23 protein-coding genes and 2 pseudogenes are annotated in these 20,715 nt (G+C 64.5%); 9 read left to right on the plus strand and 16 right to left on the minus strand.

Annotated elements, in window-relative coordinates:
• Nucleotides 1–123 precede the first annotated feature (123 nt).
• The 4 genes from ACVWYO_RS21185 to ACVWYO_RS21200 all read left to right on the plus strand — a co-directional run bounded on the left by ACVWYO_RS21185 (nucleotide 124) and on the right by ACVWYO_RS21200 (nucleotide 3,089).
• A protein-coding gene (locus tag ACVWYO_RS21185) for an IS630 family transposase (RefSeq protein ID WP_457354218.1) occupies nucleotides 124–1,184 on the plus strand; the annotation gives its coding sequence in 2 pieces (ribosomal slippage) (nucleotides 124–616 and nucleotides 616–1,184; 1,062 coding nt in all).
• Between the two features lie 20 nt (nucleotides 1,185–1,204).
• Nucleotides 1,205–1,684: a hypothetical protein gene (locus tag ACVWYO_RS21190; protein ID WP_457354220.1), complete on the plus strand. Its 480-nt coding sequence runs from the start codon at nucleotides 1,205–1,207 to the stop codon at nucleotides 1,682–1,684.
• A 62-nt stretch (nucleotides 1,685–1,746) separates the two neighbouring features.
• Nucleotides 1,747–2,502 carry a winged helix-turn-helix domain-containing protein gene (locus ACVWYO_RS21195; RefSeq protein WP_457354222.1) on the plus strand — a complete coding sequence of 252 codons (756 nt, stop codon included), beginning with the start codon at nucleotides 1,747–1,749 and terminating at the stop codon, nucleotides 2,500–2,502.
• Nucleotides 2,503–2,618: 116 nt separating this feature from the next.
• Complete coding sequence (locus ACVWYO_RS21200; protein WP_457354223.1) at nucleotides 2,619–3,089, plus strand: nuclear transport factor 2 family protein; 471 nt, start codon at nucleotides 2,619–2,621, stop codon at nucleotides 3,087–3,089.
• A gap of 560 nt (nucleotides 3,090–3,649) precedes the next feature.
• Here the strand turns inward: ACVWYO_RS21200 and ACVWYO_RS21205 are convergent.
• From ACVWYO_RS21205 to ACVWYO_RS21250, 10 genes are all read right to left on the minus strand, one after another.
• The gene (locus ACVWYO_RS21205; protein WP_457354224.1) at nucleotides 3,650–4,942 is read right to left on the minus strand and encodes a glycoside hydrolase family 130 protein; all 1,293 of its coding nucleotides are present in this window, start codon (nucleotides 4,940–4,942) and stop codon (nucleotides 3,650–3,652) included.
• Nucleotides 4,943–5,176: 234 nt separating this feature from the next.
• Nucleotides 5,177–5,662 (minus strand): DUF4232 domain-containing protein, encoded by a 486-nt coding sequence (locus tag ACVWYO_RS21210; protein WP_457354226.1) that lies wholly within the window; start codon nucleotides 5,660–5,662, stop codon nucleotides 5,177–5,179.
• A gap of 145 nt (nucleotides 5,663–5,807) precedes the next feature.
• The gene (gene rpsU / locus ACVWYO_RS21215) at nucleotides 5,808–6,008 is read right to left on the minus strand and encodes a 30S ribosomal protein S21 (protein WP_010160813.1); all 201 of its coding nucleotides are present in this window, start codon (nucleotides 6,006–6,008) and stop codon (nucleotides 5,808–5,810) included.
• A 134-nt stretch (nucleotides 6,009–6,142) separates the two neighbouring features.
• Nucleotides 6,143–6,487 carry a VOC family protein gene (locus tag ACVWYO_RS21220; protein ID WP_457355090.1) on the minus strand — a complete coding sequence of 115 codons (345 nt, stop codon included), beginning with the start codon at nucleotides 6,485–6,487 and terminating at the stop codon, nucleotides 6,143–6,145.
• 54 nt (nucleotides 6,488–6,541) lie between these two features.
• Nucleotides 6,542–8,524 (minus strand): relaxase/mobilization nuclease RlxS, encoded by a 1,983-nt coding sequence (gene rlxS, locus ACVWYO_RS21225; RefSeq protein ID WP_457354228.1) that lies wholly within the window; start codon nucleotides 8,522–8,524, stop codon nucleotides 6,542–6,544.
• Nucleotides 8,525–8,873: 349 nt separating this feature from the next.
• On the minus strand, nucleotides 8,874–9,233 hold the full coding sequence (locus ACVWYO_RS21230) for a hypothetical protein (RefSeq protein ID WP_457354230.1): 360 nt from the start codon (nucleotides 9,231–9,233) through the stop codon (nucleotides 8,874–8,876).
• Nucleotides 9,234–9,547: 314 nt separating this feature from the next.
• On the minus strand, nucleotides 9,548–10,123 hold the full coding sequence (locus tag ACVWYO_RS21235) for a lytic transglycosylase domain-containing protein (RefSeq protein WP_457354232.1): 576 nt from the start codon (nucleotides 10,121–10,123) through the stop codon (nucleotides 9,548–9,550).
• Nucleotides 10,124–10,149: 26 nt separating this feature from the next.
• Nucleotides 10,150–10,749, minus strand: coding sequence for a S26 family signal peptidase (locus ACVWYO_RS21240; protein WP_457354234.1), 600 nt, complete (start codon nucleotides 10,747–10,749; stop codon nucleotides 10,150–10,152).
• Nucleotides 10,742–10,966: a helix-turn-helix transcriptional regulator gene (locus ACVWYO_RS21245; RefSeq protein WP_457354236.1), complete on the minus strand. Its 225-nt coding sequence runs from the start codon at nucleotides 10,964–10,966 to the stop codon at nucleotides 10,742–10,744. The genes ACVWYO_RS21240 and ACVWYO_RS21245 overlap by 8 nt, the downstream gene beginning before the upstream one ends.
• Nucleotides 10,967–11,158: 192 nt before the next feature.
• Nucleotides 11,159–11,479, minus strand: coding sequence for a DUF736 domain-containing protein (locus ACVWYO_RS21250; protein ID WP_457354238.1), 321 nt, complete (start codon nucleotides 11,477–11,479; stop codon nucleotides 11,159–11,161).
• 428 nt (nucleotides 11,480–11,907) lie between these two features.
• Here ACVWYO_RS21250 and ACVWYO_RS21255 point away from each other — a divergent pair, with 428 nt between their 5' ends.
• Both ACVWYO_RS21255 and ACVWYO_RS21260 read left to right on the plus strand, forming a co-directional pair.
• Nucleotides 11,908–12,363: a thermonuclease family protein gene (locus ACVWYO_RS21255; protein ID WP_457354240.1), complete on the plus strand. Its 456-nt coding sequence runs from the start codon at nucleotides 11,908–11,910 to the stop codon at nucleotides 12,361–12,363.
• Entirely contained in the window at nucleotides 12,360–12,584 is a 225-nt protein-coding gene (locus tag ACVWYO_RS21260; RefSeq protein WP_457354241.1) for a hypothetical protein, read from the plus strand. Before ACVWYO_RS21255 ends, ACVWYO_RS21260 begins: the two co-directional genes overlap by 4 nt.
• Before the next feature lie 299 nt (nucleotides 12,585–12,883).
• Here the strand turns inward: ACVWYO_RS21260 and ACVWYO_RS21265 are convergent, their stop codons facing one another.
• From ACVWYO_RS21265 to ACVWYO_RS21285, 5 genes and pseudogenes are all read right to left on the minus strand, one after another.
• A complete protein-coding gene (locus ACVWYO_RS21265; protein ID WP_457354243.1) occupies nucleotides 12,884–13,108 on the minus strand; it encodes a hypothetical protein in 225 nt (74 codons plus the stop codon).
• A 136-nt stretch (nucleotides 13,109–13,244) separates the two neighbouring features.
• Complete coding sequence (locus tag ACVWYO_RS21270; RefSeq protein ID WP_457354245.1) at nucleotides 13,245–15,200, minus strand: ParB/RepB/Spo0J family partition protein; 1,956 nt, start codon at nucleotides 15,198–15,200, stop codon at nucleotides 13,245–13,247.
• Nucleotides 15,201–15,327: 127 nt separating this feature from the next.
• Nucleotides 15,328–15,810: a DUF2958 domain-containing protein gene (locus ACVWYO_RS21275; protein WP_457354247.1), complete on the minus strand. Its 483-nt coding sequence runs from the start codon at nucleotides 15,808–15,810 to the stop codon at nucleotides 15,328–15,330.
• Between the two features lie 2 nt (nucleotides 15,811–15,812).
• Nucleotides 15,813–16,088, minus strand: a complete 276-nt coding sequence (locus ACVWYO_RS21280) for a hypothetical protein (RefSeq protein ID WP_457354248.1) — start codon at nucleotides 16,086–16,088, stop codon at nucleotides 15,813–15,815.
• A pseudogene (locus tag ACVWYO_RS21285) lies at nucleotides 16,088–16,405 on the minus strand (zincin-like metallopeptidase domain-containing protein); the annotation flags it as partial. The pseudogene ACVWYO_RS21285 and the gene ACVWYO_RS21280, both read right to left, overlap by 1 nt.
• Nucleotides 16,406–16,549: 144 nt before the next feature.
• Between ACVWYO_RS21285 and ACVWYO_RS21290 the strand changes: the two are divergent.
• The 3 genes and pseudogenes from ACVWYO_RS21290 to ACVWYO_RS21300 all read left to right on the plus strand — a co-directional run.
• Complete coding sequence (locus ACVWYO_RS21290) at nucleotides 16,550–17,761, plus strand: tyrosine-type recombinase/integrase (RefSeq protein ID WP_457354250.1); 1,212 nt, start codon at nucleotides 16,550–16,552, stop codon at nucleotides 17,759–17,761.
• The gene (locus ACVWYO_RS21295; RefSeq protein ID WP_457354253.1) at nucleotides 17,758–18,699 is read left to right on the plus strand and encodes a tyrosine-type recombinase/integrase; all 942 of its coding nucleotides are present in this window, start codon (nucleotides 17,758–17,760) and stop codon (nucleotides 18,697–18,699) included. Before ACVWYO_RS21290 ends, ACVWYO_RS21295 begins: the two co-directional genes overlap by 4 nt.
• Nucleotides 18,696–19,571: pseudogene (locus ACVWYO_RS21300) on the plus strand (tyrosine-type recombinase/integrase); the annotation flags it as partial. The gene ACVWYO_RS21295 and the pseudogene ACVWYO_RS21300, both read left to right, overlap by 4 nt.
• Here the strand turns inward: ACVWYO_RS21300 and ACVWYO_RS21305 are convergent.
• Nucleotides 19,453–20,541: an ArdC family protein gene (locus ACVWYO_RS21305; RefSeq protein ID WP_457355092.1), complete on the minus strand. Its 1,089-nt coding sequence runs from the start codon at nucleotides 20,539–20,541 to the stop codon at nucleotides 19,453–19,455. The pseudogene ACVWYO_RS21300 and the gene ACVWYO_RS21305 overlap by 119 nt on opposite strands.
• Nucleotides 20,542–20,715 lie beyond the last annotated feature (174 nt).

Genomic DNA, 20,715 nt, shown 5'->3' on the forward strand with positions numbered 1-20,715 from the left:
CTAGGGTTGAATATCGCTAGTTTCCGAGGACTGATACCAAGTCCCTTGGAGCCTGACTCAGCGCGGGGGATTCCCAAGTCGGTCATGATCTGATTCAACATCGCAAACGATGGGAGGTTGGCGGTGGCATCAGCGGTTTGGCTTCGGGACGATTTTGACGGGTCTGGTCTTCGAAGGCTGGCGCGTTTGAGCGGTGACGCCAACCAGGTCCGGCGGCTGCTGGCGCTGGCGGTAATTTACGATGGTGGTGCGCGGCACGCGGCGGCACAGGTCGGCGGCGTTGGTTTGCAGACGGTTCGAGACTGGGTGCTGCGCTTCAATACCAGCGGGCCCGACGGCTTGCTCGACGGCAAAGCGCCCGGTCCCCGTCCAGTGCTTGGCCCAGAGCATAAGCGGGCGCTTGCCGAGATCATCGAGCAGGGCCCGATCCCGGCGTCGCATGGCGTGGTGCGCTGGCGGATCGTCGATTTGATCCAGTGGCTGTTCGACGAATATAGCGTGTCGGTCAGCAAGCAGACGCTGAGCCGCGACCTGCGCGCCATGGGCTATAGGAAGCTGACGGCACGGCCGAGGCATCATGCGCAGGCGGCTGACGCCATCGACGTTTTTAAAAAGGCTTCCCAGCCCAGGTGGCAGCGATCCGAGCGACGCTCCCCGGGGGTACACCCATAGAACTGTGGTGGCAGGATGAAGCGCGGGTCGGCCAGAAGAACGGCATCACCCGGCGCTGGGCCAGGCGCGGAACACGTCCGTCAGCGCCCAAGGACCAACGCACCACCTCGGCCTATATCTACGGCGCCATCTGCCCCGCCGAGGGCAAGGGGGCGGCGCTGGTGCTCCCGCGCTGCAATACCGAAGGGATGACGCTACACCTCGCCGAGATATCCGCAGCCGTCGCGCCCGGCGCGCATGCCGTGCTGATACTTGACCAGGCAGGCTGGCATCTCTCGGCGGGGCTGATCGTTCCCGCCAACATCACGCTACTGCCGCTGCCGGCAAAATGCCCCGAGCTCAACCCGGTCGAAAACGTCTGGCAGTTCATGCGCGACAATTGGCTGTCGAACCGCATCTTCAAATCCTACGACGACATCCTCGACCATTGCTGCTTCGCCTGGAACCGCCTCACAGATCAGCCGTGGCGCATCATGTCCATCGGACTGAGGTCGTGGGCCCATCGGTCTTAATCAACGAGTCTTGGTATGAGATGAAAGCATTTCTAACAGCGCTTCTGCTGGCCGCGCCGCTTTCTGCCGTCGCGCCCGCGCGGGCGACATCAATCCCGCCGCGTTTCCCAAGCGCGGGAGCGGACAGAGCAGCGATCCAGTTGCTGCTCGACACTTATGCCAAGGCAGTATCGAGCAAAGACGAAGCGCTGTTCGAGACGCTGCTGCTGAACAAGAGTATCCCGTTTTCCGACGTAGGCTCCGTCGTGAAGGCGGCTGGCGCTGACCCCAGAACTCAGCATTACGACGCATTCAAAAAAGGCGTGTTTGGGGGCCTCCCTTTCTCCCAGCATTTCCAGGGCGTCCATATCCAGCAGGATGGCGCGCTGGCTGCCGTGTCGCTGGTTTTCGTAAACCGCTCCGCCAGCGGGTCGAGCTGGGGCTGGAAGACGCTCCAGCTATTGAAGATCGACGGACGATGGAAAATCGCCAGCGAGTTCTACACTGGCCATCCGATTTAACGGTGCTGCAGGCGCTGTTTGGGCGATGGACGCGGGCCGGTGACGAAGGATATTCTGCGGGGGTGCACGAGATCGGATCTTCGCTGTTCGACCCCGTCGCCGGCGTTATCACCAAGGGTAAGGTTGAGCGGAAGCTGGAAGATCGTGCCGCGCGTGTCTTGGCATTCCTGTGCCGCCACCGCGGAGAGTTGGTATCGAAGGATCAACTGCTGACCGAGGTTTGGTCCGGGCGCTCCGTCAGCCCGAACAGCGTAGCCATCGTCATCGGCGACCTTCGTCGCGCGCTCGACGACGATCCCGGTGACCCGGCCCAGATCGTGACCGTTGGCAAGCGCGGATATAGGCTCACCGCCGCTCCCGCCAAAATTGCATCACCGCGCGTCCGGCTCTGGAGGCAGCTTTCCTTCATTGCAGGCATTGCGATCCTTGCCTCTGCGGCGGCATTGGAAACGCACGTCCGTGGCGGGTCGCCGCTGATCCTGGTCGTCATGCCGACGCGAAACGAGACGGGTCAGTCGCGCTACGATGCCTTGGCGCGCGCGCTGGAGACGGTCGTCACAGATCGTGCGGCCCGGCTGAATGGCGCACACGTTCTGAACGGCGCTCCGCGTACCACCAACGCCAGCGATCTGTTCCTGAAGTCACGGTTGATCCTTTGGAATGGCGCGCCGGAGCTGGCGCTTACGGCGATCAGGGCTTCCGACCATTCGGTCGTGTGGTCGGCTTTCGCGACCAGCGCTTCCGGCAATCTCGCTGAGGCCTCTGCCCATAAACTGGATGGTCTGCAGTCGCGCCTTGGACGAACCTCGGCCTGGTAGCGGTCTTCTTTATCCAATCTTGAGTCGTTCAAGTCGTCGAACGCGGTCTAGCGGGTCGATCTGTCCAACCGAGGATCGACCATGTCCCATCTGACCAACTACGCCCGTTTCGTCGCTTGCTGTTCAGCGCGCCCCTCCTTTACGCCGGAGCCGCCAGCGCATCGACACCGGCCTCCGAGGTGGTGCGCCTGATGACGGATTATCACTCCGCCGTGATCGGTCATGACGGAACGCGGCTCGCCGCGCTTTTCGTTCCGGCTGGAAGCGCTTGGTTCAACGTCTTGTCCGATTCCGGTTTTGCCGCGGCGCAGGCGACGAACCCTAAGTCCCCAAAAGTCCGTCCCAGCACGGTGGAGGGTTTTATCAAGTTCGTGAGTACGAGCACGGCGAAGCTCGATCCCGAACATGGCCCGGTCCACATTCAGACGGACGGAGCCATCGCGTCGGTCTATTTCGATTTCCGCTTCCTGATCGACGGCAAGGTGCAAAATCGGGGAAGCGAGAGCTGGCAGCTCGTGCGCTTCCCCGACGGTTGGCGCATTGCGTCTATTGTCTATTCATCGACCCCAGCTGCGCAGGGGAAGTGAAGCGGATAGGCTGGGACCAGACGTCCGTCAGTTTTACGGTGCGTTCGCGCCTATGGCGCTATCACGTTTCGATCTCTGGATGACGGACACCAAGCATGATGCGGGCCATTCCGCGCCTAAATGGACCATTCCGCCAGATGACGGCACTTCCCGGCTGACGAGCTGTTAACCTCCCGCCGGCCATTGCAGGGTGATTACCCGCGCGGCGTTGTCTGATAATCGACCGACTCACGAACGACCGGATGTGGCGATAGCCGTCGTTGAGCAGAGGCCGCCTGGACGACGGCTTCGTCCCAATCCTCGCCACTCCAGCGGTGCTGCATGACGCTCACGAACCGATGAATGAGTATCCGAAATCTGGAAAGGGCGAGGAAGACACTAAAGGGTCGCCTTGGGTCATGTCCGACAAACTCAGAGCATAAGCTAGTCGGTGCAAGCGACGAACCCGAAGCAAATTCGGCGTCGCGAAAATCGAGGCGCGATGATCGCCCTCACGACGTCCGCTACTTCCTCGCTTGGTACAAGGCGGTTCCACCCCTGTGCGAACGCTCTCAAGCGCATCAGCCCATCCGCGCCAGTAAATCGTCGATTTTGCAACTTGCAAAACTAGCGAAATTATCGGCGACCCCGAACGGCAATAACAGGGTACGGTCATGCACGATCGCGCCACAACTATAAACGACATTGGGAACATAGCCGCTGCGCTCCGACGGGCTTGGCCGAAGGATCGGTTCGGCCGTGCGCGCGAGCAACTTGCCGGGGTCGGCCTTGTCGAGCAGGCACGCGCCCATGCAATAGTTACGCATCATGCCGACGCCATGCGTGATGACAAGCCAGCCCTCATCCAATTCAATCGGCGATCCGCAATTGCCCATCTGGACGAACTCCCACGGATAGCGCGGACCGATTAGCTTGGCGCCTCCGTCCCAGACGGTTAGTTTCTCTGACGCAATCAGCCAAAGATTCTCATTGTCCTGACGGCCGATCATGTGGAAGCGGCCGTCGATCCTGCGGGGGAAGAGCGCCATGCCCTTGCTCGCCGGGACCGATCCCTGCAGAGTCGTCATCTCGAAGGTATTGATGCCGGTGCCGCGGAACAATTCGCAGCGCGCAGCGCGCCCGTCGAATGCGGTATACGTCCCAAGAAAGCTGGGTGTCCCGTCGTCTTCGGTAAAGCGCACCAGGCGTAGATCCTCAATCCCTTGGCGCTGGCTCTTGGTGACCGGGAACAACACGCTTTCGGACGGGTCTTGGCTGCCTTCGCAGATTACCCTCGTCGTGCCGGCATCGCCGCTGTCATCGGGGCCTTCGATCCGTGGCGATGTCACCCATGGACTGGCATCATCCACCTGGAAGCCGGCGCTAGCGCTCCAGCTGCCGGTGCGGAAGGTCACGGACGAGACATGACCTTCGCCGATGCCACGTAGCGAGAGGATAAAGTTGAGCCCGTCCGTCGGAGCACCGTCCTGATTCATCCGCAGGACGATACTTGGATTGAACAAAGCCGCCGCCTCAAACGAGTATTCCGCGCTGAGATAGGCCCCTATTAGCAACTGCTGCTCGCGATCTGCGGTCACGTCCTCCGGCAGGCACGCGACCACGTCCTCGAAGCGGCGCAGCAGCATGGTTTCGACGTTCCGGTGCCGCTCCGAAAGGGTGGCTATGGCAATTTCGCAATCCGCGCGGCGCGAGGCCGAGTCGAGCGACAGGACGCGCTCGACCACCTTGCGCATGCGGGGATGCTCGGTATCGCGAAACGGCTCCGGATATTCGACACTGAAGGGCTTGATCACAGTGCGGGACGGATCAGGCCGCAAGTGAAGTCCTGAAAACTCGAACAATTCGTCAGTCATATCGATAGGTCTCCGAGGTCGCGTCGTGTTATGAGCCAACGTGTTGGCGCTAAATCGGTCTTCCCGGCACTTCTTAACCGCGCCGAACTGACGATCGCCCGCTTTTGATCCGAAAGCTGCGGTAGAAGCATCGCGAGGGCGAACGAGCGAGTGCATCGAGGGCAGACAAGATTCTTTTAGCCGCGTTTGGGATGACGACGCGACTAGCGCTTGTACAAACTCCGGTCGCGACCGTCAGCCAGCGACCATGCCTTCGATAGCTCGCATAGGAGTCTGTTCGAAGGTGGCGGGCTGCCCGACCTCTCGGTAGAGCGTTGCGGCTAGTGGTGCGGTCAGGGTTCCCGTCCCGATCCTCACCGTGATCCTGCTGGCGCGTACGCTTTGGCTGTGCGTAAAGACCGGACCGGAAACCCAGCGAATTTCGGCTGCGGCGCGGTGGCCGGCGGTGAGGCGGACCGGCGTCATCACCGGCCCGGGGTGCATCCCACGCGGTGCCTGACGAACGGCCGGAACTACGCGGTTGCGCGCGTCGCGCAGTTGAACGGTGGGCAGGGCGACGAGGAAGCAGTCGGCCCCGGTATTGCGGATCGAGAGCTCGGTTCCCGAATGCGACATCCCGCTGAAGTCGCCACCACGCCCGTTGAGCGAGATGTGAAGCTGATAGACGCGACCGTGCGGCAGTGGAAGGGGAGACCTTGCGAGCATCAGCATAACGAGCATCGGAATCTATTTTCTCCAGCAGGCAATCCGTATCGACACACTTGCTTGCGGGCAGCTGCGGCCAGCTGGCTTGGCTCAGCGCAATCACGAGCGATCGCAGCGACCTTTATTCGGTCGCGTCGTTACGGGCAGCACAAAGGGTTGATCAGCCGTCCTTCTCGGCGCGCTTGCGATCAGCCTTTTTCGCGCGACGGATGGCGGCGGCATGCTGACGGGCACGCTTCTCCGAGGGCTTCTCATAGTGTTTCCGGAGCTTCAGTTCGCGATAGACGCCTTCGCGCTGCAGCTTCTTTTTCAGAACGCGGAGTGCCTGATCCACGTTGTTGTCACGTACGATGATCTGCATGCTGGCCTTCTCAAGATGTCGTATAGCGCTGATGACGCAGCTCGCTCTATGGTCCTGGGCGCTTCAAGCCAAGACCCGATGCGCCGGATCGGGGCCTATAATGAACGTGTGAAAGCTGGACGCAGCCGGGTGAGCTAAGCAGCGTGGAACGGCCGCCGGTGACACTGTTTTGCCGGCGGCTGCCAGAGCTCGATCTTGGTTCCGTCAGAATCGAGGATTGACGCGAACTTGCCGGTACTGATTTGCTCCCGTTTGATGATCTTCACGCCCTTGCCTTCCAGGCTTTTCACGAAAACATCGATATCGTCGACTGCGACGTTGATCATGAACTCACGATGCGATGGCGTGATCTCGTGGCTGTCGCGCGGCACGGCGTTCCACAGCGCCATGGGAGGGTGTCCCGCGGCGTCATAGTGCAATATGGCCCCGCCCCAGGCTTCCAGGTGAATGCCGAGCACGTCGCGGTACCAAGCCGCCAGCGCCTTTTATTCCTTACTTGTGACAAATACACCGCCAAGCCCCGTGACATGTCTTCAACCGATTGTTGGACCTCCCCGCCCTCGTCCGATCGTCCAGCTCACACCATCGCCGCGAACGAACCCCGACACCGCTTTTCCGACATGCGGGTCGAGCACCGGCCGCCACGGCACGAGCGTGAAGTCGCGCGATCGTTCGACGACCGCAAAGCGCCCGCTGACGAGATCGACCTGGCGGCGCAAGACGCCCTCGATCCGCGCACCGTTCGTTGCCTCGACGAACGGCAGATCGAGCTCGCTCGAAAGCTGTCCCGCGACCTTCAACAGCTCGCGCCGCTGGAGTGTTGCGATCAGCCCGGCTTGGTAGGTCACGGCGCCATCGCTTTCTTCGGCCAGGCCTTGCCCGATCAACCACTGGCGACGACGGCTCTGGGCGTCGGCGACCTCACGGCCGAACCCGGCATCGCGCAACGGCTCAGGCGCTGGCGCCACCGCCTCCCGGTCTAGCCAGGTTGCGGCGTCGGAATCGACCAGGCGATCGAGTGGCCGCGCGGACAGGATCGTGACGGTGACCGGTCGGTCGCGCAGCCGGGTACTTTCCCAAGCTTCCACCCGCTGGAGATGGTTCGGAGCAATCGTCCAGCGACCGGATGGTTCGCGGGTCACACCGCCCTGCCCACGGCGCATCGCTTCGAGCCGACGGACGTGCATTTCGGCGAACTTCTCGGTTGCGCTCTGATCGTGGCGCAGGTGGAGATCAATGTCGTAGCGCCCGCCACTGGCCGCAGCGACCGCGGCGATCGTGCGATCGACCTCGCGAACCGAGGCGCGCCGTGGTTCGATGCGGACAATCGTTCCAATCGGGACCGGCTCGACATTTTCGCCCTTGCCGATCGCAACGTAATGGCTGCGCCCATCGGTTGCGTCGATGACGAGATAATGTCGGTCGGCATGCTCGTGAGCAAGCCCGCGCGCGACGATCTTCCCGGTTACGGCCCGACCCGTACTGGCCGCCGGTTCGTACACCACCTGATCGGCGACAGGCCGGCCGAGCGCGGCGCGCGAGATGTCGCGTTGCATCGTGCGGATGATGTCGCCGCGCTCCCCCATCCGCCGCAACGTATCGGCAAGGTCTTCCGCCAATCGGAAGCGACCGGCGCCGATCGGTTCGGCAAGACCCATGCGCGTGAGTGTCGCCAATCGCCCCGCCCGCAACGTTTGATCGAAGTCGTTGCGACCTTGCGCGACGACGATCCGATCGGCGCTGGCATCCTGCAGCAAGGAGCGGTCGATCGACGTCAATCGCTCCTGACCGATTTCCGCGCGACGACCATTCTCGATCGTACGCGCGGAACGGGGCCCCAGATCCAGGTCGAGAAGTTCGGCGGCGCGCTCGCGCATCCCGCTCGTTAGATAGTCGCTCGCGATGAGCAGATCCTTGCCCGTCGCGTCCGTACCACGCACGACGATATGCGTGTGGGGATGGCCGGTGTTGAAGTGATCGACCGCCACCCAATCCAGCTTCGTTCCCAAATCCTGTTCGACCCGCTCCATCAACCGCCGCGTCAGGGGTTTCAGGTCATCGTATTCGGCACCGTCTTCGGGCGAGACGATGAAGCGGAACTGGTGACGATCGCCGGTCCCGCGCGACCGGAATGCGGCGCCGTCTTCCACGCCGATCTCGCGTCCATACAGCGCACCGGGCGAGCCCTCGCGTGTCGTCCCGTCGCGTTGCAGATAGCGCAAATGCGCCGTCGCCGCCCCGAGCCCCTTGCCGGCGAGCTTGACGATGCTCGCCTTGATGATGACGCGACGATGCTGCAGCGCCGTGCCACTCCCACGCGACGCCAAGAGCCGACCGACCCCGGCACCCCGACCATAGCGACTGCCGCTGAACCCCGCGGAGCGGCCCGGCGACAGCGCACCGCCGCGTGCCAGGTTGGTCGCCGCAAGCACGCGACTGAGATACTTGCGCGCGTGCTTGCCGCCGCCAGATTTTTGTCGGCCAAGCCGCGGCTCGAAGTCGTTATCGTCTGCCATTAGTCAGGTTCCAAGGGCGAATGGCATCGACCATGACGTGCGCCTGCGCCCGAGAAAACCGGTGCCAAAAATGTCCCGGAAATCCGCCGTTTTTCAAACAACCGGCACTGGCGCCATCGCGACCGTGTCGGTTTAACTCAAGAAAAAAGATGTGCAGACAAAGACTTGCGGGACCGAAGGTGCCGCAGCTTTATCTTGCCTTACGCCCCCTCCCCTCCACCGTCCCCTTCTCAGTCCGTTTTCCTGCCCTCTCCTCCCCTTTTCTCACGCCGGTGCCAGGTCGAGCCAAGGCACAAAAAACCGGGACACGATGCTGTTCACATCGCATCCCGGTGGTCCGAACCCACCCTTATCGCGCCGTTCCCAGCGCCGTTTCCGCAGCCTTTCGACCCCTGAATGCCCGACACCCGAGCATCCCGTGCGCTTCGCCCTCGCCATCCACAATCATCGTCGCCACGAACCATCGCCCATCGAGCTTTCCGCAAATCGCCACCCGATCAAGCACCAGCTCATCCTCATCCCCGCCTTCGTAATTGCCCAGCCAGCGTTCCGACAGCCGAGCATCCCAGCGAAATTCCGCATCTTCCGCGCTGAGAAAATGCTGCGCCAAACCTTCCCCTGCGCCGCGCCCGAATTCAATTTCGAGCCCTGCGATCAACGCCGCCATCACCCGATCCGATGCAATCTGAACTGGCTGAAACATGGTCATGAGAACCTCCATCCGCTTGCTTCCCCAAAATCGAGGACAGCCCTCGTCCGGCGGCTGGCGCGGCGTCTGTCAGGGCTGCCGCAGCGAAGCGGAGGCACCGCGAAGCGGCGGTGGAGGAACCGATTTTGTTGCGCTGCTACAAACAGACTCGGCTGCGCAGCAGCCTCCGGTTCGCAGCAAAATTGGAGGCGCCGCCGGCCTTGCACAGACGCCGCGCCAGCCGCCATGCTCGGACGACCCGAGACGAGCCCCTCCCGACAGACGTTCGAGTCCGCTCGCTCCCCGTGAGCGCCATCATCCTCTCGGCAGGTGGCTCACTGTCGTGGCGGCACCGCGAACAGTGAACTTGGTGGTGGCGCGGTAGGTAGGGCGGCGCTGGCGGTCACGACATCTCCAACCGTCGCAAACAATCGGTCGCGTGGCGGCGTGCGCGTCCTCTGGGGTGCAGTATCTGCGGCACCGACAACCTGCGACAGATACGCCTGTGTTTCGCTGGGCAGGGCACGACCACCCAAGAACTCCGCATAGCGCCCCGGCCCGGCATTGTAGGCGGCGAACAGTCCGGGATAGCCGAAGCGATCATACATCAGGCGCAGATAGGCAGCCCCAGCGATGATATTGTCATGCGGATCATACGGGTCGGGTCCCAACTGGTAGCGCCCCCGCATCTCCGCCCAGGTCGCCGGCATAAGCTGCATCAGCCCCATCGCCCCTGCCCGCGAAATGGTCGGCCTACCCTGCCACGTCGTCCGGCCGCGGCTCTCGGCCTGCAGGACGCGCTCGATCCAAGCGACGGGGATGCCGAAGCGCACCGAGGCGGCCGTCACTTCGGATCGCCAATCCGTAACGGACTCCGCTGCACTTGGCGACGCGGCGACCAATAGCATCATGGCGACGGCGCGGCGTGCGCGCACCTTTAGTGCACCCATACCGGAATCGCTCTGCCGATCACCAAACCGCGCTCGATCGGTCCGAAATAGCGCCCGTCGAAGGAGTCAGGCGGCGCATTGAGCAGCAACACCGCCCCGTATCGAAGCGTGGCACAACCGCTCCACCACGGCATTGCGCGCCCCGTCCCATCGCGTGGTTTGCGCACCACGACCACGCGATCGGCAATCCAAATCGTCGCGCCACGGGCACAGACGCGGTCGCCCGCGATCCCGGCGACGCGTTTCACGAGCGGCACGTTGATCGGCAGATAATGCCGCTGCGCGGCGAGCCGCCGGGGCCCTGGCGGTGCCCAGGCAACGACCATGTCGCCCCGCGCGATCGTGGCACTCGGGGAGACAATGTATAGCCCGACCGGCGCACTCGCGCTCGCATTCCACACGAGGCGTGGCAGTGGAGGGCGCGCGATCGTCAGCGCCAGCAGCGCCAGCAGCGCGATTCCGGTGACAGCGGTCGCGCCGCGACGGATCACCCGGGAGCGGCGCAGTCGTTCTGTACGCCGCGTTTCGGTCGCCTGCGCCGCCTCGGAGGCTGCTGCGAACAGCGGCAATTCCGGGCGCTCAGTCATGGCGATCGCCGCTGGCGCGCGCCGCCGACCATGCGTCGATATCGTCGATATGATAGCGCCACGTGCGCCCGTGCAGCCGCCCGATCGGCGCGCGCCCGGCGGCGCGCAACTTGCGCAGCGTGCTGTAGCCGATGCCGAGATGATAAGCCGTCTGTTTGGCAGTAAGATACGGGGAGTGGTCGCGCGCCGCCTGCGCGCGGTCGGTACTATCGTCCATTGGCCTGGTCCTGCCTTGGCACGGCGCTCGATTGCGCTGCGTGCCGCTCGACCTGACCCACGACCGCTCCACCCGGCAGGGTCGGATATCGCCATAAGCGATTTCGACCCCCCCATTTGGCCGGGCCTTTTGCGCACCGAACACAGTTTCGACGCCCGCATCCCGGTCGGATGCGGGCGCCGTTCCCGAAGATCAGTCGGCGGGATTCCAGATGATCGCAAACACCGCGTCATCGCCCTGATCGGCGGCGCGACCGAGATTGGCGTAGAGGCGGCGCGGCCCGAATTCCGGAGCGGCCAGGCTCAGCGACACATATTCGGTGCCCGAGCTTTCGCCGACCCGGTTCCACCCGGCACCGACCTCGACCCCGCTCGACAGGACCCGGTAATCGGGCTGCCGGTCGTTGCTCTTGCGGGTGGTGGGCAGGATCTCGATCTCGGCACGGATCGAAAGGGTCTTGAGCTGGCCCTTGAAGCCATTTCCGTCGCGAGTGACATATCCGATAGCAGGCATGATGTGGTTCCTTAAAATGTCGACCGGACCGTTTTCCGGACGATGACGCGACCGTCGAACGGCCAGACGCCGCGCGCGAACCTGCAAGGCCGCAGCGTAAGCGGAGGACCGGAGCCAGAAACTGATTTGACGCGCAGCGCCGCGAGGAGATCGCCGCAGGCGAGCGGGGAAATCAGTTTTGCAGCGATGGTTTCGCAAGCGGTGTGGTCGTTCAGGTCATGCGTTTGAGGCGCCGGAACGGGTCACGGACACCTTCGGCAACACCGCGTGCTGCCAGCGCGATAGATCGTGCGGAACGGGTTCAACGGCACCTCCTGCAACCCCGATCTCGCGCGATCGGTCGCCCGCTATCCGCCAGAAACGTCGCCGGTTTCGATACCGGTCAGGGCTGGTGCGAAGCGTTGCCATGCGGCAAAAGGGTCGGCGAAATGCGCCTGAATGTGTCCCCCAAACCGTGGCTGCTGGCGAGTGCCGCGCTGCTGCTGATCGCGGCCGCGCCGCCGAAAACCGGGCGCATCCGCTCTGTAACGGACGGGGATACCTTCCGCCTGACCACTGGCGAACCCATCCGCATTGCCGGGATCGACGCGCCCGAAACGCATGCCGAACACGCAAAATGCGCCGCTGAACTGACGCTTGGCGCGGCCGCGACGGCACGGGTGCGCGCGTTGCTCGACGGCAAATCGGTCGGGATCGAGCGGGTCGGACGGAGCTATGATCGCACCGTCGCCAAGGTGACGATCGACGGGCGCGATCTCGCCACGCTGCTCGTCGCGGCCGGCGTCGCGCAGTGGTGGCCACACTATGCGCCAAAGCCCGATTGGTGCGTCGGCGCGTCCGACCGGCTTGCGGCGCGGCGGTTCGACCGGCGTCTGGACAGATGACCGCCACGAGTTCGCTCGGCGATCGCGTTCGCGCGCTCGTGACGCGGCTTGCGCCGCATCCCGTCTGCGACGCGTGCGTCGCTGATCGGCTCGGTCTGGATGCGGGCGCGCGCGCCAATCCCGAGACGCGCGCGCTGGCCGGTAGCGGCGGGTTCGAGCGGCGGCGCGATATCTGTTCGCTTTGCTACGGTGAACGGCTGGTGATTCGATTGCGCCTCTGATCGCATGCACCCACACGCTCGATTTCGGCCCGATCGCGGACCCGGAATCGAGGGCGCTGCCCGATTTTTACTTTGCTGTCTTTAGTCCGAGACGGCGAGCGTCGAAACATCGAAGCAGCGGCATCGAAGTGCCCGAGGATCGCAGTGTAGCTACCGAGCGGCTCGGCGGTTGCGCGACAGATGACCGGCATTTCATCCTCGTCGGCGGCGAAATTCTGTAGCGCGCCGTCGCCGGGAACACGACGATCTCTGGTCCCAACGCATCGGCGCATCCGCCCGATCAGCGCACGAACGACAGCTCACAGTCGATGCAAAGCGCCTCCGCTACAACCCAGCCGCCCCCGCGCCACCTCGTGCGCGTACAGGGCAAGCGGTGCGCCAAATGGCACCTGAGTGGCGTCGAAATCGGGGCCATCCCACTTGGTGGAAAGTCCCTCGCAGCGGATCGTCTCGAAGAATGCGTCACGCCTGTTGGCCGGCAGGACCCAGCCGATGGCAATGGAAACAGAAGCGCGGTCAGCCATGATTGTTGCTCCTTTCCGCGCGGCCGTCGCCCCTTGGGGCGCGGACGCGCGGCCGATTTTTTAGGGTCCGACAGATCTGCGGGCGGGGGCTGCGGGCGACGGGAACCCCGCCGCCCGCAGCCCCCCCGCAGCCACGTCATGCGGCGAGACGCCGCTCGCCGGCGTCGGGGTCCGCCGACTCGGGCGCGATGTCGTCATCCCCGGCAGCGGCAACGCCATCGCGATCGTCATCGGCAGCGAGAACGAAATCGGGGTGCGTGTCGGCGGTCGCAGCCGTGTCGAACGCGTTCGCGGCGGCGCGGTCGTCATCGTCTCCCGCGTCCGTTCTCCGCCCGATCTCGCGCGCATTCTGCGCGCTCGCATGGGCGGTGATCGAACCGACCCCGCCGCGCGCTGTGTAGGCGGACGGCGGGAACGCGAGCCATTTCGGCACCCAATGTTCGACCTTCTTGCGACCGTCCACGCCACCCAGATGGTCGGTTACGATGCGTTTCAACGTGCTTCCCTTTTCCTTCGCATTGGCGGCGGCGACAGTGTCGCCAGCCACCTCGGCGACGATGGCGGTCAGCACTTCCTTGTCGCGGATCAGATCGAAGAACGCCGTGTCGGCGGTCCAGACTTTCGCCATATCGACCCCGATCTCGGCCCCGACCGCCTCGACAGCGGCGCTGCCGCTGGCTAGCGTTTCGCCCATGACGATGGTCAATACCTCCATCACCACCGGGTCAGGCAGATCGAGCAACCGCGCAAAGATCGCGACGGCACCATCGTCGAGCCGATAGCCGCGTGCGCCGCCGGTCACGGTCGGCGCATCCTCGTCGAAGCCCAGAACGGCGAGCACCGCGCGGCGGCGCTCGTCGAAGTACGTCTCGGCCAGACCCGTCTCGACACTCTCCTGCGTGGCGTCGTCGCGCGCGGTTTGCGATTGAACGCGCAAGGTCCACAGCGACGATCCGGCGATGGCGTGGGCGACCATCAAGCGCAGCGCGATACCGGGATGACCGGTCATCGCAGCCCGCACGGCTGCGTGGCGATGCAAGTCGATATAGGTCTGCATCGCACTCGTCACCTCGGGCCGCGACGGCTTGGCTGCGGTCGTCATGCTTTCGCCGCGTGCCAGCCGCGCGGCTTCCTTGCGGCTGACATACCCTTCGTGGATGGTGACCTCGCCTGAGCCGCGCACGTCGAGATAGACCCGCCCGCCTTTGCGTTTCCCGGCTTTCTCATATTCCCAAGTCGAGAAATGCTCGGCGGGCGGGATGATGATCGCATCGCTCCATCCCGCTGCGATATAGTCTTCGCGCAGGGCTTCTACGGCGGCGTTCTGCGCCGTCCAGAATGCATCCGCATCGGCGAAATAGCGGTCTTCGCCGAACAGATCGGCAATGACCGCCAGCGCGCTCGCCTCCACGTCGAACAGCGCATGTTTGACCGCGATCGACTGCCCGCCAAACGGCCACGCTTTCAGCTGATGGCCCGTCGGCAGATAAGCATTTGCATCGGCGGCTAGCGCCAGCCACGCCTGTTGTTGGCGTTTGCTGGCAAGCGTCAGGTGCCGAACGGTGGCGGCATCGACCCGCTCGGCGGCGTACATCCGGCGGATCGCGGGCAACAGATTGCCGAGCGCAAGCGTGCGCTTGACCACCAGCTCTGGCAGCCCGAACGTCGCCGCGATATCGTCCACGCTGCGGCCTTCCTTGACCAGCCGGGTAAAGGTTTCCCAACGGGTGACCTCGTCGGCTTCGAGCCGCGCCATGTTCTCGATCATCGAGGCTTCGATGGCGTCGGCATCGTCGCCATCGTCGAGAATTGCGCACGGCATCGGCTCGGCGTCCTCGCCGACCGCGCGGCGCTCGTCGGCGACGATCAGCGCGGCTGTGAAGCGGCGGAACCCGCCGACGATCTCGAACGGGCCGGGACCGCATCCTTCGACATCGCTCAGGACGGGATTTGGGCGGACGATGACGGGCTGCAGGATGCCGCGCTTGCGCACGGTCGGCAGGATATCGGACACGTCTGGCGCTTTTTTAGAATAGCGCATGTTGGTTTTGCTGACAGACAGCTTGTCGAGCGGGATAAAGTCGAGTTTCATCATTCTACTCCTTGTGAGTGCCGGTCCCGTCTGATTCTTGAAGGTTGGGCGGGGCCGGTTTCGGGGTGCGGGCGAGTCGCGCCCGCTGCGTCAGGGCTGCATCGACGGGATACGCCGATGGGCACCCTCAGCCGCCATCCGAACCGGATGGCGGAAGTTCTGCGTCCTTGGCGAAGTCTCGGGGAACCGGGGCGGCATTGAAGACGTCGAGCGCAGCGCGCAGCCGCGCGTCGGGGTCGCGCAGCAGCGCCTCGGTACGGATGATCGACCCGGAACCGCGCGCGACATCGGCCCATAGCGACAACGGCACGACGCTCGAAAAATGTTCGTCGCGCTCGATGGCGAGACCGTAGGGCAAGCGCACTGCGGCAATTTCGCGGAGCGAAAAGCTGCCGAGTTCGGGGCATCCGAACCCAAGGTCGGCAAGACCGAACAGCGTATCACCATCGCCATCGAGTTCGGTCGCGAGCCATGTCGCGGCCCCCAACGGATTGAAGAATTTGACAACCGGCGCGGGGTCCGGTTCGCGCGTGCAGCCGCGCTGGGCGGCGGTCATCGCCGCCGCATTGGCGATGAGCGCGAGACGAAGGTCTGGGGTGAGCAAATCCATGATCAAAGGTCCCTTGGCTGGAACAGATCGAGTTGGTTGCGGGCGTTCAGGTCGAACAGGCCCCTTCGACTGCCCGCAGGGCAGGCGCTCAGGACCGGCAAGTCGCAGGGACGCTGCGGCTTCTTCGGTTCGAGCGGTGCGGCAGCGCGCGCGGCAAGGCGGTCGGCGGGGGTGATCGGCGCGACGCCGGGAACGAGCGATTGCAGCCCGATTGCAGTGGCCTCGAAGGCGAACGCTGGCGCGGGCGTCGCCATCGAAAGGACGGATGTGGCGGGCATCATGCCGCTACGCCAAGGCGCTCGGGCTCGGCCTCGCCCGCTCGAACGTCTCCGGCGCAGGACCGCCGCGCGAGCAACCAGTCCGCCGCCTTGCTGGCAGCGGATGCGGCGCGGAAGATCGCGCGATTATCTTCACGCAACACGTCGAGCCACGACGCCAGATAGTCGGCATGGCGCACGGTCGGCACGATGCCGAGCGCGGCACACAGGAAGGCCGACCCCATTTCGGCGACCAGTTCCTCCCGCGCGTAATCCTTGGATCCGAACGCGCTCACCAGCTTACGGTCGAGCCTCGATGGGTGGCCGGTCGCGTGACCGTTATGCCGATATCGGCATAATGGCCATAATGCCGCGATCCGGATTATGCCGCGTGCTATCGAGATGGCGCGGGTGGCGGCATGATTACGTGCGGCCCATTCGGCATAATCTTTGGCGCTCCTACAACATGGAGCACGAAGATCATGTCCGAAAACCTGAAGACCTGCGTCGAGCCGTATCTGGCGGCATTCGAGCAGACATATGCCGCAGAGAATTACAAAGCCCGGACGATCGTTGCTTATCGGTGTCTGGTGAGGAAGTTCGGCGCGGTGCTGGACGAAGCGGGTATCGCGCCCTCGTCGGTAACACTCGACCGCGTCGAGCCGCTGACGCGCGACCTTCCAAGGGAACGAAAGAACACGATACGCCTCGAGACCATCGCGCGCCGGTTCGTCCAGCACTTGGTCGATATCGGCGTGGCGCAACCGGTGCCGATGACGGAGGCCGAGATCGCGCGTGCGGCGTTGCTGGCGGACTTCGAGACCTATCTCGTCAAGCAGCGAGGCCTCAGCCCGCGCACGATCTACCACACGCTGCGCTTCGCCCACCGGCTTCTCGATTATCGCTTCGGCGATGCGATGATCGATCCGGGTCGCTTGCGTCCCGCCGATGCGGTCGGCTTCATCGAGCATGTGCTGGCGGGGGCGCGGCGCGACAAGACGATCGCGACCCATGTCCGCATCTTCCTGCAATACCTGTTCAGCTGCGGGGCGACCGCGACCAATCTGGCGCTGAGCGTGCCGAGAACGGCGAAGCGCTGGGCCGCGCGACTGCCGCGCCACTTGTCGCCTGATGGCGTCGAGGCCGTGCTCGCCTCTGTCCGCGACAATCACCGGCACGGTGCGCGTGACTATGCGATGCTGCTGCTGATGGCCCGGCTCGGGCTGCGCGCGGTCGAGGTTATCGCGATGCAGCTCGACGATATCGACTGGCGTGCGGGCGAACTGATGGTGCGTGGCAAGGGACAGCTGCACGACCGGATGCCGATCACGCCGGAGGTAGGCGACGCGGTGAGCCAGTATCTTCGGGAAGAGCGAGGACCGGCGAGTTGCCGCGCGATGTTCGTCACCCAGCGTGCGCCGCATCGGCCCTTCAAGAACAGCCAGATCGTCAATGACATCCTGAAAGGTGCCCTGGCTGCGACCGGCCAGAAGCCCGTGACACCCTATGTGGGATCGCACCTGCTGCGTCATAGCCTTGCGACCCAACTGGTGAACACGGGCGCGTCGCTCGACGAGGTGGGCGATGTGCTGCGGCACCGCTCGCGGTCATCGACGATGATATATGCCCGCCTCGACATCGACGGGTTGCGGTCGATCGCACAGCCCTGGCCGGTGACGGGAGGCACGCTATGAGCCTCACCTCCCAGCTCGACCGCTATCTGAGCGTGCGGCGCAGCCTCGGCTACGACCTTGGCACCAGCGAGCGCATCCTGCGCCGCTTTACCCGGTTCGCCGATGGCGAAGGCACCGCCCACATCGACACGGCGCTGTTCCTGCGCTGGCACGCCACACTGGCCGACGCCTGTAGCGGGACCAGGGCGGCAAGGCTCAGCGTCGTGCGCCTGTTCGCGCAATGGCTGAGCAGCTTCGATCCAGCGCATGAAGCGCCGCCGCGGGGGCTGCTCCCGGGTGCCATCCAGCGGTCGCGCCCGCACATCTACACCGACATCGAGATCGGAGCGATAATCGCGGCGGCAAGGGAGCTGCCATCCGTCTATGGCCTGCGAGGGCTGACCTGTTCGACGCTGTTCGGGCTCATCGCGGTCACCGGCTTGAGGATCAGCGAGGCGCTGGCGCTCGATCGTGACGACCTCGATGCCGACGACGGCGTGCTGCGCGTCCGGCAAGGCAAGCTCGGCAAGGAGCGGCTGTTGCCGCTCGACCCGAGCGTCGCCATCCGGCTGATCGACTATCTTGCCGACCGCGACCGGCTGATCGGATGCCCGGCCAAGCCGCTGTTCGTCATCGACCGGACCACCCGTCTCACCGACTGTGCCGCCCGATACAACTTCGCGCAGGCCTGCCAGCAGATCGGCCTTCGAGCGCACCAGCCCTATGGCAAGCATGGCCGGGGACCGCGCATCCACGATCTTCGCCACAGCTTCGCGGTAAAAACGATGATCGACTGGTATCGCTCCGGCAAAGACCCGGCACGCGAGATGATCCGGTTGACGACCTATCTGGGCCATAGCAAGCCCTCCAACACATACTGGTATCTGGAAGCGGTCCCGGAGCTGCTCGACCTGGCGATGGCGCGGGCCACTGCCGATGGCCGGGAGGCAGTGCAATGAGCGCCGCCGCCTTGTCCGCGCTGATCCAGCGCTTCTTCACCGACCGGTTGTGCGTCCAGTTGGAAGCGAGTCCACACACAGTCGCGGGCTATCGCGACACGTTCCGGCTGTTGCTGCGGTATGCGAGTGCTCGATGCGGAAAGCCGCCGGTCAAGCTCACGGTCGAGGATCTCGACGCCGATCTCGTCGCCGACTTCCTCGTCCATACCGAGACGGCGAGGGGTAACAGTGCGCGCAGCCGCAACACCCGGCTTGCCGCGATCCGATCGTTCTTCCGCTACGTCGCGATGAGCGATCCGACCTGGTTGCTGCACTGCCAGCGCATCCTCGCCATGCCCAACAAGCGCTATGTGAAGCGGACGGTCACGTTCCTCGACGCCGACGAGATGGCGGCGTTGCTGGCGGCACCGGATCGCACGACATGGGCGGGGCGGCGCGATCATGCGCTGCTGCTGCTCGCGGTCCAGACCGGTCTGCGGGCCTCCGAACTGGTCGGCCTCACCCTGGGTGACGTTGTGCTCGGGAGCGGCGCGCACATCCGCTGCATGGGCAAGGGCCGGAAGGAGCGTGCGACGCCGCTTCGCCGCGAAACAGCTAAGCTGCTGGCGGCGTGGATCGGCAATAGGGGTGAGAACAGGCCGCTGTTCCCGTCGATCCGGGGCGAACGGCTGAGCCGCGATGCTCTCGAGCATCTGGTCCGCAAGCACTGCCTGACGGCATCGCGCGCGTGCCCGAGCATCGGCACCAAGAGGGTTACGCCACATACGCTGCGCCACAGCACGGCGATGGACCTTCTCCACCACGGCGTCGATCCAGCGGTGATCGCGCTCTGGCTGGGTCATGAGAACGTCGAGACCACCCAGATCTACATCCATGCCGACATGCGGATGAAAGAAAAGGCGCTCGCTCGCGTTGCTGCGCCAGCCACGCCGTCAGGCCGGTTCCGGCCTGATGATACCCTGCTCGCGTTCTTGGAAGGGCTCTGATTATGCCGAACAGCCGCATGGCCAATGCCGGGCTATCCAGTCTCCAGCAGAGGCCATGCGGCATAATCCGGATCGCGGCATTATGGGTCAGCTCGTGCAAGACGGTGCGATAGAAATTGATCTGGTCATGAAAGACGGGTTGCGGCGGCACTTGCACCACGTCGCGCGACGGCATGTAAAAGGCTTGGTCGCCGCCGACGTGAAAGGTCACACCACTCGCCGCGATCACGTCCTCGGCGACCGGGACGATCTCGCGCTCGGGAAGCGGCACCGGCTCGGGCGCGAGGCCGCGACGCAAACCCTCGCACTGCGCGACGTTGAACACGGTGAAGCGTTTGAGGAACGCCACAGTGCTTGCGCTTTCGCCGGTTTCAAGCGGCTTCGCCGTGTCGCCGCTACCGGGTGAAGCAATCCCCCGGACTGCCGCGTCACGCTGCTGGCGCGGCACGAAGCGGTCGGCATAGACGATGGTCGTGCCGCGCTCGCCCTTGCGCACCGCACCGCCCGCCGTGATCGCCTGTTTAAACGTCAGCCACGCTTGCGAGGGATAGCCCTGCTCGATCACCGCGCCCCACAGCATCAGAACGTTGATCCCGGAATAGGATCGCGCGGTAAGCGCGTTGCGCGGGAGCCCTACACCGGCATTCCACCGATGCTGCGCATCGTCAGAACCTTGGCCGGTTCCGCCCGGCGCGGTGCCACCCAAGCATCCGGGGGCACCGGTCGCTCCCCATGGCTGCACCCACGGCACGCGCCCCGCTTCGAGTTCCGCGACGATCCGCGCGGTGACCTCGTCGTAAAGGCTGGCGCGCGGCGCGGCTGCCGGGAGCGACCCCGCCCCTGCCCCTGCCCCTATCCTCGCCCGAGCCCCCGCCGCGCTTTTCCCCTCGCCGACCCGTGCTGCACGATTACTGCCAGTGCCACGCCCGCGAGTGCCGATGCTCTTGCCCTTGCATGCGGACATTCGACCCCCGGTCTTCGGGCCACGGCTGGTTGGGACAGGCATACATCGCCTCCATCGCCACCCGAA

The sequence above is a fragment of the Sphingomonas sp. UYP23 genome (assembly GCF_054059235.1).